The following is a 15,163-nucleotide window of genomic DNA, read 5'->3' on the forward strand; positions in this document are numbered from 1 at the left end:
AACGCCTCCGGTGATCCGTTGCCGGATAAAAACAACAATGACATTTTCGTTACGCGGAGACAAAGACAATGCTGCATGGTTTTGGTGAACTAATTTTCCAGGGGGCGCTAACCAGCCTGGAGCTCGCCCTGAGTTCTGCGGTACTGGCGGTGGCGATCGGTATGCTGGGCGCCGCCGGAAAGCTGTCGAAAAACGTTTCAGTGGTAAAACTGACGTCGGCCTACACTACCCTGATAAGGGGCGTGCCGGATCTGGTCCTTATGCTGCTGATCTTTTATGGACTTCAGATTGCTTTTAACAAATTCACCGAGGTCTTCGGGCTGAGCCAGATGGACATCGATCCAATGGTGGCCGGCATTTTGACACTGGCCTTTATCTACGGGGCTTACTTCATTGAAACCTTCCGCGGCGCTTTTATGGCCGTACCCTGGGGGCAGCTTGAGGCAGCGGATGCCTTTGGCTTCGCCAGGAGGCAGCGTTTTCAATACATTCTGTTTCCGGCCATGATGCGCTACGCACTGCCCGGCATCGGCAATAACTGGCAGGTCATGATCAAAGCCACTGCCCTGGTGTCACTGCTCGGTCTGGAAGACCTGGTGAAAGCCACTCAACTGGCCGGGAAAAGTACCTGGCAGCCGTTTTACTTCGCACTGGTCTGCGCCGCGGTATACCTGTTCTTCACCACATTATCCAATGTCGTGTTGTGGTGGCTGGAACGACGTTACACCGTGGGCGTGAAGAGGGCCGCATTATGATGGATATCCTCCACGAATACGGGCGCGCCCTGCTGTGGACTGACGGCTATCGCTTTACCGGCGTGGCGATGACCCTGTGGCTGCTGGTTATCTCGGTAGTTCTGGGCGGGGCACTGGCGCTGCTCCTGGCGGTTGGACGGGTATCCAGCAATAAATTTATCGCGCTGCCCATCTGGCTGTTCACTTACGTGTTCCGCGGCACGCCGCTCTATGTTCAGTTACTGGTACTCTACACCGGCGTGTATACCCTGGAAGTGGTGAAAGGCAGCGAACTGCTGAATGCATTTTTCCGCAGCGGCCTCAATTGCACCCTTCTGGCGCTCATGCTGAACACCTGTGCCTACACCACGGAAATTTTCGCGGGCGCCATCAGGGCAGTGAATCACGGCGAGATTGAGGCGGCGCGGGCCTATGGCTTCTCGCCAGCAAAAATGTACTGCTGCCTGACCCTGCCCGCCGCGTTGCGTATCGCCCTGCCGGCGTACAGCAACGAAGTGATCCTGATGCTGCACTCCACCTCGCTGGCTTTTACCGCTACCGTGCCGGACCTGCTGAAAATCGCCCGTGACATCAATGCCGCCACCTATCAACCGTTTACCGCCTTCGGTATCGCTGCGGCACTGTACCTGATGATTTCATTTGTGCTGATAAGCCTGTTCCGCAAAGCGGAAAAACGCTGGTTGTCACACCTGACCCATTCGCCTGCAAAGTGAGTAATCCATATGTCAGAAACTAAATTAAACGTCGTCGAGTTGCACAAAAGCTACGGAGAGCACGAAGTGCTGAAGGGAGTCTCCCTGCAAGCCAGGGCTGGTGATGTGATCAGCATTATCGGCTCTTCCGGCTCCGGTAAGAGTACCTTCCTGCGCTGTATCAATTTTCTTGAAAAACCCAGCGAAGGCTCCATCAGCGTGAATAACGAGATGATCCACCTGGTACGGGACAAAGACGGGCAACTTAAGGTAGCAGATAAAAATCAGCTACGCCGTCTGAGAACCAGCCTGACCATGGTATTTCAGCACTTCAACCTGTGGAGTCATCTGACCGTGCTGGAAAATGTGATGGAAGCCCCTGTTCGCGTGTTAGGGCTCAGTAAGGAATCCGCACGGGAACGGGCGATGAAATATCTGTCCAAGGTGGGCATTGACGAACGGGCGCAAAGTAAATATCCGGCCAATCTTTCCGGGGGACAACAGCAGCGAGTGTCCATTGCCCGGGCTCTGGCGATGGAGCCGGAAGTGTTGTTGTTCGACGAACCCACTTCGGCACTGGACCCGGAACTGGTGGGGGAAGTGCTGAAAATCATGAGGCAGCTGGCAGAAGAAGGAAAAACCATGGTGGTTGTCACCCACGAAATGGAGTTTGCACGTCACGTATCCAGTCAAGTTATCTTCCTGCATCAGGGAAAAATCGAAGAACAAGGGCCTCCGTCCGGGGTATTTGGCAACCCGCAAAGCCCGCGCCTTCGTCAGTTTTTATCCGGTGCGCTGAAATAATGAAATAAACAGACCCCATAGATTTCGGGTTGCAGCCAACCCCCCTGCAACCGGAAGGATGACAGGTATATGTTCAGTTATAAAAAGGAGGAATAGTAAGTTCTGATATCAATTAACCCGGTTCAAATCAAAACAGGTCAGACAGGCATCAATGCGCCTTTGATTCAGCTAAGGCCAGCTACCGCTGTGCACGCAGTTCTCAGCGGGGAAAGTATTATTCTAAATAATGAGAGAGTAGCGATATGAATATGACAATGACGGTTGTGACAGGTGCAATTGCCCTGACGATGATGTTGAACACAGCTCATGCTGCAGAACAGAAAACAGTAAAACTCGGTCTGAGTCCGGCCTATGCGCCATTTGAAAGCAAAACCCCTGACGGCAAGCTGGTTGGATTCGATATTGATATCGGCAACGAAGTCTGTAAGCGAATTCAGGCTAATTGCGTTTGGGTGGAGATGTCTTTTGACGGACTTATTCCCGCGTTAGTAAGTAAAAAAATTGACATCATCAACTCATCAATGAACATCACAGAAAAACGACAGAAAAGTATCTCCTTTACCAATCCCATTTATATTATGCCGATCCAACTGGTCGCCAGGAAAAACTCCGGATTACTACCGACAGTGGAAAGTCTCAAAGGTAAAAGTGTAGGCGTGCAACAGGGCACGACACAAGAAGATTATGCTAAAGCGCACTGGGCCAACGCTGGAGTAAATGTCGTTACCTATCAGGACCAGGACCAGGTATTCATGGACTTATCCGCTGGTCGTCTGGATGGCGCAGTTCAGGAATCACAGACAGCACAGCAGGCATTTCTAAGTAAAGATGAAGGTAAAGAATTCAGCTTTGCCGGCGATTCACTGAAAGACCCTGTCACATTGGGACAAGGTACTGGTATAGGGTTACGTCAGAAAGATACAGAGTTGCAGCAGCAGGTAAATAATGCTCTGAATGAAATGAAAAAAGATGGAACTCTACTGAAACTTTCAACTCAGTATTTTAATAGAAACATTATTGCTGAATAGACCATGAATAAACTGTTCAGTCCCGTATATGAATATATAGGACTGAACAACCTGCAAATTAATCACGAAAAGTCATGGCCGCGTTTCGACAACAACGTGAGACCACAATACAACGTTGAGTCAGCAATAAGGATTTGAAATGAAAACAGCAACCGCAGTCATAAGCCGTTGTGCCTTACGCCACAACCTGCAGCAGGTGCGACGTCTGGCGCCACACAGTCGATTAATCGCCGTAATAAAAGCTAACGCATACGGCCACGGTGCCCTGGCAACCGCCCTCGCCCTGAAGGATGCTGACGGTTACGGTGTCGCCCGCCTGTCGGAAGCGCTTGTGCTGCGCCAGGAAGGCATCACCAAACCCATTCTGCTGCTGGAAGGATTCTTATCCAAAGACGAGCTTCCTTTGCTGGCCGAGAATCACTTTGAAACCGTCGTGCATAATATTGAACAGCTTTTCGCACTTGAACAGACCGTTCTGCCCCACCCCATTACGGTGTGGATGAAACTGGATACCGGCATGCATCGATTGGGCATCCGTCCAGACCTGGCTGAGGAATTCTATCAGAGGCTGTGCAACTGCCGCAACGTAGTGCAACCAGTCAACATCATGAGTCACCTCTGCCGTGCGGACGAACCTGAGGAAGAAACCACACACAGTCAGCTGGAATGCTTCGACGCATTCGTCCAGTGTAAGCCCGGCGTACAATCCATCACTGCCTCTAGTGGTATTCTTCTGTGGCCACAGGCCCATCGCGGCCAGGTTCGTCCCGGTATCATCCTGTACGGCGTGTCACCGATAGTAACTCAGGATGCTGCGGACTTCGGCTTTGAACCCTGCATGACACTGACATCCTGCCTTATCGCAGTACGCGAGCATAAGGCAGGCGAACCTGTGGGCTATGGCGGTGACTGGACCAGCACGCGCGATACCTGCCTCGGTGTGGTAGCAATGGGCTACGGCGACGGCTACCCCCGCAGCGCGCCTTACGGCACACCTGTGCTTGTCAATGGCCGGGAAGTACCGTTGGCTGGCCGGGTTTCCATGGACATGGTCACGGTTGATCTCGGTCCCAAGGCTCTGGATCAGGTGGGAGATAAAGTCATTTTTTGGGGCAAGGAACTGCCGGTGGAACGCATCGCCCGTCATACCGGTATCGGCGCTGGCGAGTTGATTACTCGCCTGACACAACGCACAGCACTCGAATATGTTGATGACTGATGGTGACATGGGATGGCGCAGCGTAATGCCGGAAAATAGGCTCATGGTTGATGTGGATAAGTTAAGATTTTCTTAGAGCAGCCTCCACTTTACATGGTTAAACTCATAACACATCTAAATAGCTGCACCTAATACCGCTACACTTTTGCCTGACCATGTTTTCCTCCGGGGAATGGGCTGGCGGTTTCCATAAAATGGCGGACCTTTTTCAGTAACTGCCACATTGAGCGGAACTGATGATTACGGGTTATCGTGTCATGAAGTGCCTGCCATAGCCGTTCCACATGATTCACCCACGGCGAGTAAACCGGCTGGTAAATTACCCTGAACTTGGGATTTGCTTTCAACCAGCGCTGTGTTTCGCGGCTTTTATGGATAATGTAGTTATCAACGATCAGCGTGATTGTTTTCGCCCGCCGGTAAGTGGCTTTCAGGTGTTTCAGCAGAGCGATAAACAGCGCTGAACTTTTGCTGTTGCCGCCCACGTAGCTGACTTTACCCGTGCCACTGTGCAGTGCGCCGGCCAGATAGTATTTTTCGTTCTGCCCCGGCGTCACTACCCGTTTCTGCTGTCCGCGCAACTGCCAGTCCGCACCGATTTTAGAATTAAGGTGGATATCCACTTCATCTTCATAAAATACCGGATGCTCTGCGCTGCATTCATCCAGCGCTTTGTGGATTACCGCCATCTTTTCATCTTTATGTGGGTCACGGATACGCAGAGTTGGCGCGGCCCTGCGCCATACAAGCCCCGCAGATGGCAACCAGCGGCGAACGGTTCCTGCATGTAACTGGCAACCGGTTATCTCATTGATTTTTAATGCCAGTAATTCGGTGCTCCAGCGTGAACGTTGATAACCAAAATCGCCGGGAGAATGCTTTATCAGCTCACGTAACAGGGTGCAGATATGTTCAAAAGGCCAGCGTCGGGAGCGCCCTGCGGGTAAGGATTTCAGGCCTTCAATACCTGAGTGCGTAAACCAGTTAATCCAGCGACCAACGGATGAACGGGCACAACAGAGAGTTCTGGCAACATCGCTGACCCGTTCACCCCGATGAAGCATCAGCATGGCCGTGAGTCTGCGGGCATGATTTTTATCTGAATCGCCACGGATAATCTAGACACTTCCGAGCCGTTGATAATACTGGTTTTCATATTCTGTCGGTGACATCTGATCGCTAGAACCATGCCGACGCTTACTGTTATAAAACATTTCGATGTAATCAAAAATATCGCTGCGGGCTTCTTCCCGCGTTCCGTAGAGCTTTTTCTTTATCCGTTCGCGTTTCAACAACTGGAAAAAGCTTTCTTCAACCGCATTATCATGGCAGTTACCGCGACGGCTCATGCTGCCCTCCAGGCCGTGTGATTTCAGGAACGACTGCCACTCATGGCTTGTGTATTGACTGCCCTGATCCGAATGAACCAGCACCTGTTTTTGGGGATTACGCCGCCATACAGCCATCAGCAGTGCGTTCAGGACAATGTCCTTTGTCATCCGGGATTGCATGGACCAGCCGATAATTTTGCGTGAGAACAGATCAACAACCACGGCAAGATACAGCCAGCCTTCGTGGGTCCTGATGTAGGTTATGTCCGTTACCCAACGCTCATCCGGAGCATCCGGATTGAACTGTCGCTGGAGCCTGTTGGGCGACACGATACTGGCTTCGCCTTTACGTGCCCGCGGGCTCCGGTATCCAACCTGAGCCTTTATCCCGACACGTTTCATCAGTCGCCAGACTCTGTTCACTCCGCACTGTTGCCCGCTGTCCCGCAGATCCAGATGGATTTTGCGATAACCATAGACGCATCCCGATTCCAGCCAGAACTGTTTAATCTGTCCTGTCAGTCTTAGGTCTGCCTGATGGCGTTGTGAATGCGGCTGCTGAAGCCAGGCGTAAAAACCACTGGGATGAACATCCAGCACCCGACAGAGCAGGCGAACAGGCCAGCAACAGGTGTTGTCACGGATAAAGGCGTACCTCAGTCGGACAGCTTTGCGAAGTACGCCGCGGCTTTTTTTAATATGTCCCGTTCGTCGGTAACCCGCTTCAGCTCTTTCTGGAGACGGCGGATCTCGGCCTGAGCATCTGACTGTTCTTTATTAGTGGAAGAATCCGGACCGTACTTCTTTATCCAGGCGTAAAGGCTGTGGGTGGTGATATCGAGACGTGTTGCAACGCTGGCAACAGAATAACCGCGATCAACAACCTGTTTGACTGCTTCAATTTTAAACTCTTCGGGATAACGCTTACCGCTCATGGGCACCTCTCTTTAAGCCATCTTAAATGACTCTGAGGTGTCTGTTAAACCCGTGGCGATTCAGTTCATACTATAAATGCAGATCCCGTCACCTCCTGACCGGACAATCACGTGTAGTTAACTGAATCTGGCCAGTAAGAAAGAACTGGGCTGATATGCTGTATTGATGCTAAAAATACAATTATAATTCATTATTTTTGCTTGATTAGCATTAATTCATTTTTATCATCAATGATGATTATTATTCAGCATAAACTCCTTACTACTTCACCAGAGATCCGAAAAAAGGTAAAGTCGGAACCTGCGCTAATCCTTACTGGCTTATGTCAGAACAGCGAATGGAAGAAGGTCGAATCCCACCTACAGACGTTGCATGATCTGTTGACTAAGTGGATCAGAACTGGCGATGAGAATCCTCCTTCTGAATATCAAAGCCAGGATTACAAATGAATAAGTTTGAGCTGATGCAAAAGCAGGAGAAAATTCAGAGGGAGTCTGGAACTATAGCTATATGCCATTTGATGTTGTATAGGCCGATCAGTTTTTCTGACTGATCGCAAATGTTAAACACAATTCGTGCCCCCGCAAATAGTCGTCATTTCCAGTATTTTGGTCAACCATACTCGGAGCGGATTATCATTACTTTTCCGATGCCAGGCGACAGTAACATCAAACGGGACCATTTTTTCTGCCGTCTCCAGTTTACAGAAGTTTCCCTGTGCTCCTATCGCTGATGGAATGAATGCAATAGCGTCATTCGCAGTGAAAAAAGCGCCGAGCGTCGTATAACACGGTAACGTAGCAATGACGTTATTTTTCATTCCGGCTTTTTCAAAAAAATCATCAACCAGATTTTCAATGTTACCGGCACTCGGAGCAAACTTAACGGCGGGAATATCCGAGAATGACATGTTCATTTCAAGTTTTCCCGGAATAGCTGAACCGTGTCTGACCACACAGCAGTACTCTTCTCGCCGGATGTTTTTGCGTATCAGTCCGACATCAATATGATTCGAAAAACCCAGCACTAAATCGACATCACCGGAATTAAGACATTCAACATGTTGACTGGCATTGAAGTCTTTGATTTCAACGCTGGCACGCGGTGCCAGCGCATGTAGTGTCTTCAGTAAGGATGGGATAATAGTAAGCTGAGCATATTCGTTTGCCATTATGCAGATGCTGAAATCCTGAATGTTCGGATCAAATACCTGGGGTGAACGAAGCTGGCTAACCTCATCCAGAATTTTCTCTACTTTAGGCACAAGAGAAAGGGCATAGTCGGTCGCCTCGAGTCCTGCATTCCTGCGTACAAACAGCTCGGTGCCGAAATAGGTTCTGAGTCTTTTAAGATATGCACTGACCGCCTGCTGAGAGATATCCAGCTTTGAAGCTACCCTTGAGACATTAAGTTCTTTAACCAGCAGTAACAATACACGCATGTGTTTGATATCAATGTAATCCACGTTTAGTTGTACCTCATACAATGTTTGCTTTATTTAAATTGTATCATAACCCATATATGATTTCTCCTGTCTTTCATAAACATATCCGAGGTAAATAATGAAAACTGTAATTCTGATTGGTGCTCAGGGGAAAATGGGCAAAGCGGCGCTGACCGGTTTGGGCGATCACAAAGTGATTACCGCCAGTCGCTCAGGAAAAGGTACGGACTATCAGGTAGATATTACAAGTCATGAATCCCTGAGAGCACTTTTCAAAAACGTCGGCGCCTTTGACGCTGTTGTTAACGCCGTTGGCCACTGCGAGTATGCTAATTTTGTCGATATGACAGCTGAGCAGTGGGAGCTCACTGTCCAGAGCAAAATGCTGGGTCAGATCAATGTCGTTAAAATAGGCCTTGAGTACATCAACGACCGCGGCTCATTCACTTTAATTTCCGGCATTCATAATGTGAAACCTATCCCCGGCTCTATAGCTGACGCGACAACCAGCGGTGCTATCGACACATTTGTACAGTGTGTGGCTAACGAACTGCCCCGCGGGATCCGTATCAATGTAGTGAACCCAACCGTACTGGAAGAAGCCTGGGATGTTTACGGCCCTATGCTGCCAGGGTTCCAGCCAGTTCCGGGCAAACTGGTCGGAAAAGCGTTCCAGCGTTCTGTTGACGGATTTATCAACGGTAAAGTTCTCTTTGTCGATGCCTAACTGCCAGTCAGTCTGTTATTCAGTGTAACTGTTATAGCCTGAGGAGGAGCATAACTCCGGACTCAGGCTATATGCGTTGGGAACTAAATGAATTTGTGGGTGATGCTCACGACGGTTTTCAGTACGCAGCTTCAGTGCTTATTTCCCTTTTTTCTAGTGCTCCCGCGAAAATACTGAGCAGGAAAGCGAAGAAAACGACCACACCGGCAAGCCATGTGGTATGCAGGAGACCGAAATGGATTACGACCAGGCCACCTATCCAGGTTCCGCCAGCGATACCGATATTGAAGGCCGATATATTCAGCCCTGATGCCACATCCACAGCTTCAGGAACGAATTTTTCAGCCTGCCTGACAGCCAGATATTGCAGTACAGGGACGTTTGCAAATGCGGCAGCACCCCAGACAAATGTAGTGACCAGCATCAGCCATGAATTAGATGCTGTCAGATATAAAGCGAACAACACCAGGGACAGTAATAAAAATATAATTTTAAGAGCATTAATAGGGCCATGTTTGTCAGAGATCCGTCCGCCATACAGATTGCCCAGTGCAGCTGCAAAACCGTATACCAGCATGACACCGCTTACCGCAGCGGGTGAAAATCCGGATATTTCCTCAAGAGTAGAGGCAAGGTAGGTAAACGTTATAAACGATCCCCCGTACCCTATCGCGGTCAGGGAATATGCCAGTATCAGCTGAGGGGTTGTCAGGACCTTAATCAGAAATCTCACGGGCGCGGGTTCAGATTTTTTTATGCCGCGGGGTATCAGTAAAAAGCTGCCTGCAAAGGCGATCATTCCGAGGACAGACACTGAAAAAAATGTGGCTCTCCAGCCAAGGTGCTGAGCGATGAAAGTCCCCAGGGGAACACCGGTGACCAGAGCGACGGTCAGCCCGGTGAACATGATAGCTATTGCACTCGTGGCTTTCTCTCTTGGAACAAGGCTGGCAGCGATTGTTGAACCAATGGAATAGAACACGCCGTGTGCCATGCCGGTAATGATCCTCGCCACAATCAACGAGACGAACCCGGGTGCCTGCCAGGCATACAGATTGCTTAGAGTAAAAACGGCCATCAGGCACAGAAGAAGCGTTTTGCGGGGCATCTTTCCTGTTGCTGCTGTTAAAAGAGGTGCCCCCACTGCCACGCCCAGCGCATAGAGACTGACAAGCAGACCCGCTGACGGTACTGAAACTGATAAATCAGCTGAAATGATGGGAATGATTCCAACAAGGACAAATTCAGCTGTCCCGATAGCATAAGCGCTGATTGTCAAAGCGAAGAGTGCTATTGGCATAAAAATCCTTAATCGATAAATGTAAGGATTAATACTGAAATATCTCTGTGAATAAGAACAGATTTATGCCGTTAAAACACTTTTGACTTCAAGGCAAAGATGAAAACAACTTTAGCAGAAATGCAGATATTTATTGCTGTTATAGAAACAGGGACATTATCACGAGCTGCGTATGAGCTGGATCTTACCGTATCAGCTGTTAGCAGAGCGCTTCGACGACTGGAGGAGAAATTAGATACCGTACTGGTCAGACGCTCAACGCGGAGACTGGAATCCACTGAAGAAGGAAGGACATTCCTGGAATATGCCAAACAAATCATTGCTTCAGTAGAGGATGCAGAAGAACATGTCACCATGAAACGTCGTCATCCATCCGGGAAGATTCGGATCATTGCGTCCACGTCTCTTGTACTGCACGTCATTACACCGGTTCTGCATCGATATCAGAAATGCTATCCTGAGATAGAAATTGAAATAATTTCAAATGACAATGTTTATGATTTGCTTGAACACAGAAGTGATGTTGCTGTTTGCATCGGAAAACTCAAAGATTCCGGCTTACATGCGAAGATACTTGGGCTGTGCCAGATGATGTTTGTTGCCTCTCCGCGATACATTGCAGAGCATGGTATGCCTCATCGAGTTGATGCATTAAAAAGCCACAGGCTGATAGGTTACAAACAAAACTCCTTAATGAATGACTGGCCTCTGGATACGGGCGAAGAACACTATTATAAAATTCAGCCATCCATTGTCGCTTCAAACAGTGAGATTATAAGACAGCTGGCCATTCACTCGTCGGGTATTGCTTGCCTGCCAGAACCGTATGTAAAAAATGATATTACAAAGGGTGATCTTGTCAATCTTGATATAAAAGAGAAACTGCGTGTCCGCGAACCACTCAATGCGGTTTATTATAAAAACATTGTTCTTCCATCAAGAACATCATCATTTGTAGAGTTCCTCGCGGAAAGTTTAGTGTTGCCCTCGGAATAAAAAATTATCCCATATCATTATAAATAAAAGAAAGTGTTACCGGTAAATGTTGGACTGTAATCAACGACACCGGAAAGGGATCAGGGTTTCCCCGTTCGTAGTAATGACATCCCGAAACCAGTAAAAACTATCCTTTGGATATCTTGCATAATCGCCATCACCGCTGTCATCATGGTCAACGTAGATAAAGCCGTAACGCTTATCTAACTCTGCGGTGGCGTTACTGACCAGATCGATGGGGGCCCATGCTGTATAGCCCATAACTTCGACGCCATCCTCGATTGCTTCATAAACCTGATACAGGTGATTATTGATGTAATTAATACGGTAATCATCATTGACGGTCATATCCTCGTTAAGCTTGTCTCTGGCACCCAGTCCGTTTCCGGCAATGAACAGCGGCTTCTGATAACGATCCCACAGCATGTTTAACAGAATGCGCATTCCCGTCGGGTCAATTGTCCAGCCCCACTCCGACACCGGCAGCAGCGGGTTTTGTATCATGCTCAGCACGTTACCCCGTGACTTCTCGATGGTGTCCTCGTCGGTTGTCGCACAGCCGCTGTTGTAATAGCTGAACGAGATGAAGTCCACGGTGTTGTTCTTCAGCTGCTCGCGGTCCTCCTCTGTAATATCCAGCACAATATTATTGTCACGGAAGAAGCGCAGCATGTACCCCGGGTAGGCTCCGCGGCACTGCACGTCGCCAAAGAACAGCCAGCCGCGGTTCTCATTCATCGTTTTCAGCACGTCATCCGGTTTGCAGGTCAGCGGGTAAAGCAGGCCCCCCAGGAGCATATTGCCGATTTTTGCATCCGGGATGATGTCATGGCACCGCCCCACGACGATGGCACTGGCGACCAGCTGATGGTGGATAGCCTGATAGATATCAGCCTGACTGCTGCCTTCAGGCAGGCCCACTCCGGTCAGCGGCGCGTGCAGGGACATGTTGATTTCGTTGAAGGTCAGCCACAGCTTGACCTTCTCTCTGTAGCGCCCGAAAACCGTGACGGCGTAGTCAGTGAAAAAACCAATCAGTCTGCGGTCAGCCCAGCCGTTATAGCGGGTCACCAGATTCCAGGGCATCTCATAGTGGGAGAGCGTCACCATCGGCGTAATTCCGTGCTGCAGAAGCTCGTCAAACAGCCTGTCGTAGTAGGCCAGACCGGCTTCATTCGGGGTCTGCTCATCACCCTGTGGATAGATGCGTGCCCAGGCGATGGAAACGCGCAGGCAGGTAAACCCCATCTCGCTGAAGAGTTTAATGTCCTCCGGGTAGCGGTGGTAAAAGTCGATGGCCACGTCCTTGATGCTGCTGACGCTCCCGTCACGTTCCACCACCTCGCCGAAGATACCTGCGGGCTGAACGTCCGAGGTGGACACCCCTTTGCCGTCCTTGTCCCATGCACCCTCGACCTGGTTTGCGGCAATTGCCCCGCCCCAGTAAAAATTATCCGGGAACACTGTTATTGTGAAGTGTTTATTCGCTGTATCTGACATTTTAGCTAACCTGTATACTAGGGCTGGAATAAACATATAATGCTTAAGGACGGTCCAATAGAGAGAAAATCGTTATGTATTATGAGAAGGCTTCATTTTGTCTGAATGGATTCATATAACAACTTAATATCCTGCACCTTCCTGTAAACCCTGCCATGATAAAAGGTTAATCGTATTTAATTTAAAATGCCTGAACGCAGAGTCATTTTTTCCAGTTCTGTCAGATCCTGATTATAATTTGTCGTTTATTCGATGTATCTGCATGAAAGGGAAATAGCGAATAAAAGAGTATCTATGGTCCCGCCCTGACGGAGCTGAAATGGAGCCAGACCGTTCTGTTCATATGAATCTGGTTATGAGAAATATTTAGATGGCGTGGTACCAAACATTGCCTTGAAAGCAGCAATAAAGCTTGAAGCAGACTCATAGCCTGACTCCAGCGCGACATTCATGACACTCTGGCCATAAGCCAGACGTTCCAGCGCAAACAGCATTCGATGTCTCTGTCTCCAGGCTCCGAAGGGAAGATTTGTCTCCTGAGCAAAAAGTCGTTCTATCGTTCTTCCGCTAGCTCCTGCTTCTCTGGCCAGGTCGTGCAGCGACCGTCGTGATCCCGGGTCGTGCTCCAGTAATTTTATTAAGTGGATGGCTCTGGGATCTTTCGGCTTGATCAGTTCCAGTGATGCGAGCTGTAAACCTGAAAGACTGCCTACCAACACCTCTGCCAGTCGGTGACTGTGACTATTTTCATCATAGGTCCACCCCATTTTTGCACACGCCATGATGAGCTCCCTGACCAGGTTGCTCACTTCAACCACGCAGCAGTGTTCAGGCTTATCCATGGAAAAAAAAGCGGGAGAAATATACAGAACAAAGAGCGAGGCTGGCTTCTTGGTTTCAACATAATGTTCAGTACCGGCATCAATCCAGAGTGCCCTGCTGGGTGGAAGAACCCACTCGCCGACATGTGTTTTGATGTGAATGACGCCCCGGGAGGAAAAAATTAACTGGTGGCGCGCATGAGTATGCTTTTCAAGAACATCAGCCCCCCATTGTTCTGGCTGACCTACCAGAGGCGAGATAGCGAAATCTGGATTCATAGTGTTTTGGCGTATATTAGACATAATTTGTCATCCTATCTGAATCATGACACGCATGCTACTGGTATTTTTTAGGTTGTTTTTACACCGTCGCACAGGGCGTATCAGATGAAAAGTAGTGAAGAAATGATATCAGGGAAAGGAAATGAGCTGGCTTATTCAGCAGACAATATTAAGTTCACAGAACTCACGGACGCAAAACTTGCCACCAGACTGGCATTCTTTATCGCTGGTTTTGGGCTCGCCTGTTGGGCTCCCCTGGTACCCTTCGCCCAAAGCCGTATGCAGGCGGAGCCCGCTCTTTTGGGTGCCGTATTGTTATGTCTGGGTCTGGGGGCATTAATAGGGATGCCTGCTGCCGGTGGCATTTCTGCTAAAGCCGGCAGCCGGATGGTCATCATCATGGGTGCTGTGGGTATTGTGGTTGCTTTACCCCTTCTTGCCCTGCTTTCCACCCCCCTGGGAATTGGTGCTGCACTTTTCTTATTTGGCCTTTCGATTGGTGCGACTGATGTAGCAGCCAACATTCACGGTTCTGAAGTTCAGGATCGGGCGGGTATGCCTTTAATGTCAGGATTTCATGGTTTTTACAGCGTTGGAGGGCTTGCCGGCGCTGTGGTTATGACTTTGCTGATTGCCACGGGATTACACGTTTTTGTGGCATCGATGATCGCAATATTTACGATACTGATATGCCTCTCAGTTATCAGAAACAAGTTCCTCAGAACAGTTACGGTTAACGAGGCGCCATTATTTGTACTTCCTAAAGGTAAAGTGATTGTGGTAGGCCTTCTGGCAATGGTGATGTTCCTGGCAGAAGGTGCGATGCTTGACTGGGGTGCATTGCTCCTGATTCAGGAAAAAAGTTTACCGGCAAACATAGCAGGATCGGGGTATGTTGTCTTTGCGGTGGCGATGACATTAAGCCGCTTCGTCGGTGACAGGCTCGTCTCACTTGCAGGAGAGCGCTGGATACTGACTCTTGGTGTAATATTTACGGCAATTGGACTTTTGGTTATTTCACTGTCCTCATCCGTTGCCATTGTCTTTAGTGCGATTGCGATAGCGGGCTTTGCTGCCGGTAACGTGGTGCCTATTTTGTTCACGCGTGCAGGCAAACAGGATTCAATGGCCCCTTCTTTGGCTATCTCCGCTGCAAGCATGCTGGGATATCTGGGGGTGCTTATGGGGCCCGCAGCGGTCGGATTTATTGCACATTATACAGGACTGGCCAATGCGTTTTGTTTCCTGTCCGCCCTGGTCATGCTCTTTTCCCTGACCATCATCCCTATTTTCTCTGAAAAAAAAATGTAGATCATTAAAAATTAATA

14 protein-coding genes are annotated in these 15,163 nt (G+C 49.2%); 8 read left to right on the forward strand and 6 right to left on the reverse strand.

Annotation, left to right across the window (positions count from 1 at the left end; genetic code table 11):
* The first annotated feature begins 68 nt into the window (after positions 1-68).
* From hisQ to alr, 5 genes are all read left to right on the forward strand, one after another.
* The gene (gene hisQ / locus L362_RS00235; RefSeq protein WP_023345568.1) at positions 69-755 is read left to right on the forward strand and encodes a histidine ABC transporter permease HisQ; all 687 of its coding nucleotides are present in this window, start codon (positions 69-71) and stop codon (positions 753-755) included.
* A complete protein-coding gene (locus tag L362_RS00230) occupies positions 752-1,468 on the forward strand; it encodes an ABC transporter permease (RefSeq protein ID WP_023345569.1) in 717 nt (238 codons plus the stop codon). Before hisQ ends, L362_RS00230 begins: the two co-directional genes overlap by 4 nt.
* A 9-nt stretch (positions 1,469-1,477) precedes the next feature.
* Positions 1,478-2,251, forward strand: a complete 774-nt coding sequence (gene hisP, locus L362_RS00225) for a histidine ABC transporter ATP-binding protein HisP (protein ID WP_023345570.1) — start codon at positions 1,478-1,480, stop codon at positions 2,249-2,251.
* Positions 2,252-2,505: 254 nt separating this feature from the next.
* Positions 2,506-3,279, forward strand: a complete 774-nt coding sequence (locus L362_RS00220) for an ABC transporter substrate-binding protein (protein ID WP_369796363.1) — start codon at positions 2,506-2,508, stop codon at positions 3,277-3,279.
* Positions 3,280-3,418: 139 nt separating this feature from the next.
* The gene (gene alr / locus L362_RS00215; protein ID WP_023345572.1) at positions 3,419-4,498 is read left to right on the forward strand and encodes an alanine racemase; all 1,080 of its coding nucleotides are present in this window, start codon (positions 3,419-3,421) and stop codon (positions 4,496-4,498) included.
* 137 nt (positions 4,499-4,635) lie between these two features.
* Here alr and L362_RS00210 read toward each other — a convergent pair whose 3' ends face one another.
* The 3 genes from L362_RS00210 to L362_RS00200 all read right to left on the reverse strand — a co-directional run bounded on the left by L362_RS00210 (position 4,636) and on the right by L362_RS00200 (position 8,230).
* The gene (locus tag L362_RS00210) at positions 4,636-5,616 is read right to left on the reverse strand and encodes an IS630 family transposase (RefSeq protein ID WP_071787701.1); all 981 of its coding nucleotides are present in this window, start codon (positions 5,614-5,616) and stop codon (positions 4,636-4,638) included.
* Positions 5,617-6,764 (reverse strand): IS3 family transposase gene (locus L362_RS0123375; RefSeq protein ID WP_102863719.1). Its coding sequence is split into 2 segments (ribosomal slippage): positions 5,617-6,527 and positions 6,527-6,764, totalling 1,149 coding nucleotides; the frame shifts between segments, so codons are not numbered across the junction.
* Positions 6,765-7,327: 563 nt separating this feature from the next.
* The gene (locus tag L362_RS00200) at positions 7,328-8,230 is read right to left on the reverse strand and encodes a LysR family transcriptional regulator (protein WP_023345577.1); all 903 of its coding nucleotides are present in this window, start codon (positions 8,228-8,230) and stop codon (positions 7,328-7,330) included.
* A 97-nt stretch (positions 8,231-8,327) separates the two neighbouring features.
* Here L362_RS00200 and L362_RS00195 point away from each other — a divergent pair, with 97 nt between their 5' ends.
* On the forward strand, positions 8,328-8,936 hold the full coding sequence (locus L362_RS00195; RefSeq protein ID WP_023345578.1) for a short chain dehydrogenase: 609 nt from the start codon (positions 8,328-8,330) through the stop codon (positions 8,934-8,936).
* A gap of 118 nt (positions 8,937-9,054) precedes the next feature.
* Here L362_RS00195 and L362_RS00190 read toward each other — a convergent pair whose 3' ends face one another.
* Positions 9,055-10,236 (reverse strand): MFS transporter, encoded by a 1,182-nt coding sequence (locus L362_RS00190; RefSeq protein ID WP_023345579.1) that lies wholly within the window; start codon positions 10,234-10,236, stop codon positions 9,055-9,057.
* A gap of 99 nt (positions 10,237-10,335) precedes the next feature.
* Between L362_RS00190 and L362_RS00185 the strand changes: the two genes are divergently transcribed.
* A complete protein-coding gene (locus tag L362_RS00185; RefSeq protein WP_023345580.1) occupies positions 10,336-11,232 on the forward strand; it encodes a LysR family transcriptional regulator in 897 nt (298 codons plus the stop codon).
* A 60-nt stretch (positions 11,233-11,292) separates the two neighbouring features.
* On the opposite strand, the gene L362_RS00180 is transcribed toward L362_RS00185, so the two are convergent.
* Positions 11,293-12,732, reverse strand: a complete 1,440-nt coding sequence (locus L362_RS00180) for a glycoside hydrolase family 1 protein (protein WP_023345581.1) — start codon at positions 12,730-12,732, stop codon at positions 11,293-11,295.
* Positions 12,733-13,085: 353 nt separating this feature from the next.
* The gene (locus L362_RS00175; RefSeq protein ID WP_023345582.1) at positions 13,086-13,856 is read right to left on the reverse strand and encodes an AraC family transcriptional regulator; all 771 of its coding nucleotides are present in this window, start codon (positions 13,854-13,856) and stop codon (positions 13,086-13,088) included.
* A gap of 84 nt (positions 13,857-13,940) precedes the next feature.
* On the opposite strand from L362_RS00175, the gene L362_RS00170 reads away from it, so the two are divergent.
* Positions 13,941-15,146, forward strand: coding sequence for an MFS transporter (locus L362_RS00170; protein ID WP_023345583.1), 1,206 nt, complete (start codon positions 13,941-13,943; stop codon positions 15,144-15,146).
* Positions 15,147-15,163 lie beyond the last annotated feature (17 nt).

Origin of the sequence: Enterobacter sp. MGH 16 (assembly GCF_000493175.1) — a bacterium.
Taxonomy (GTDB): Bacteria; Pseudomonadota; Gammaproteobacteria; order Enterobacterales; family Enterobacteriaceae; genus Enterobacter; species Enterobacter roggenkampii.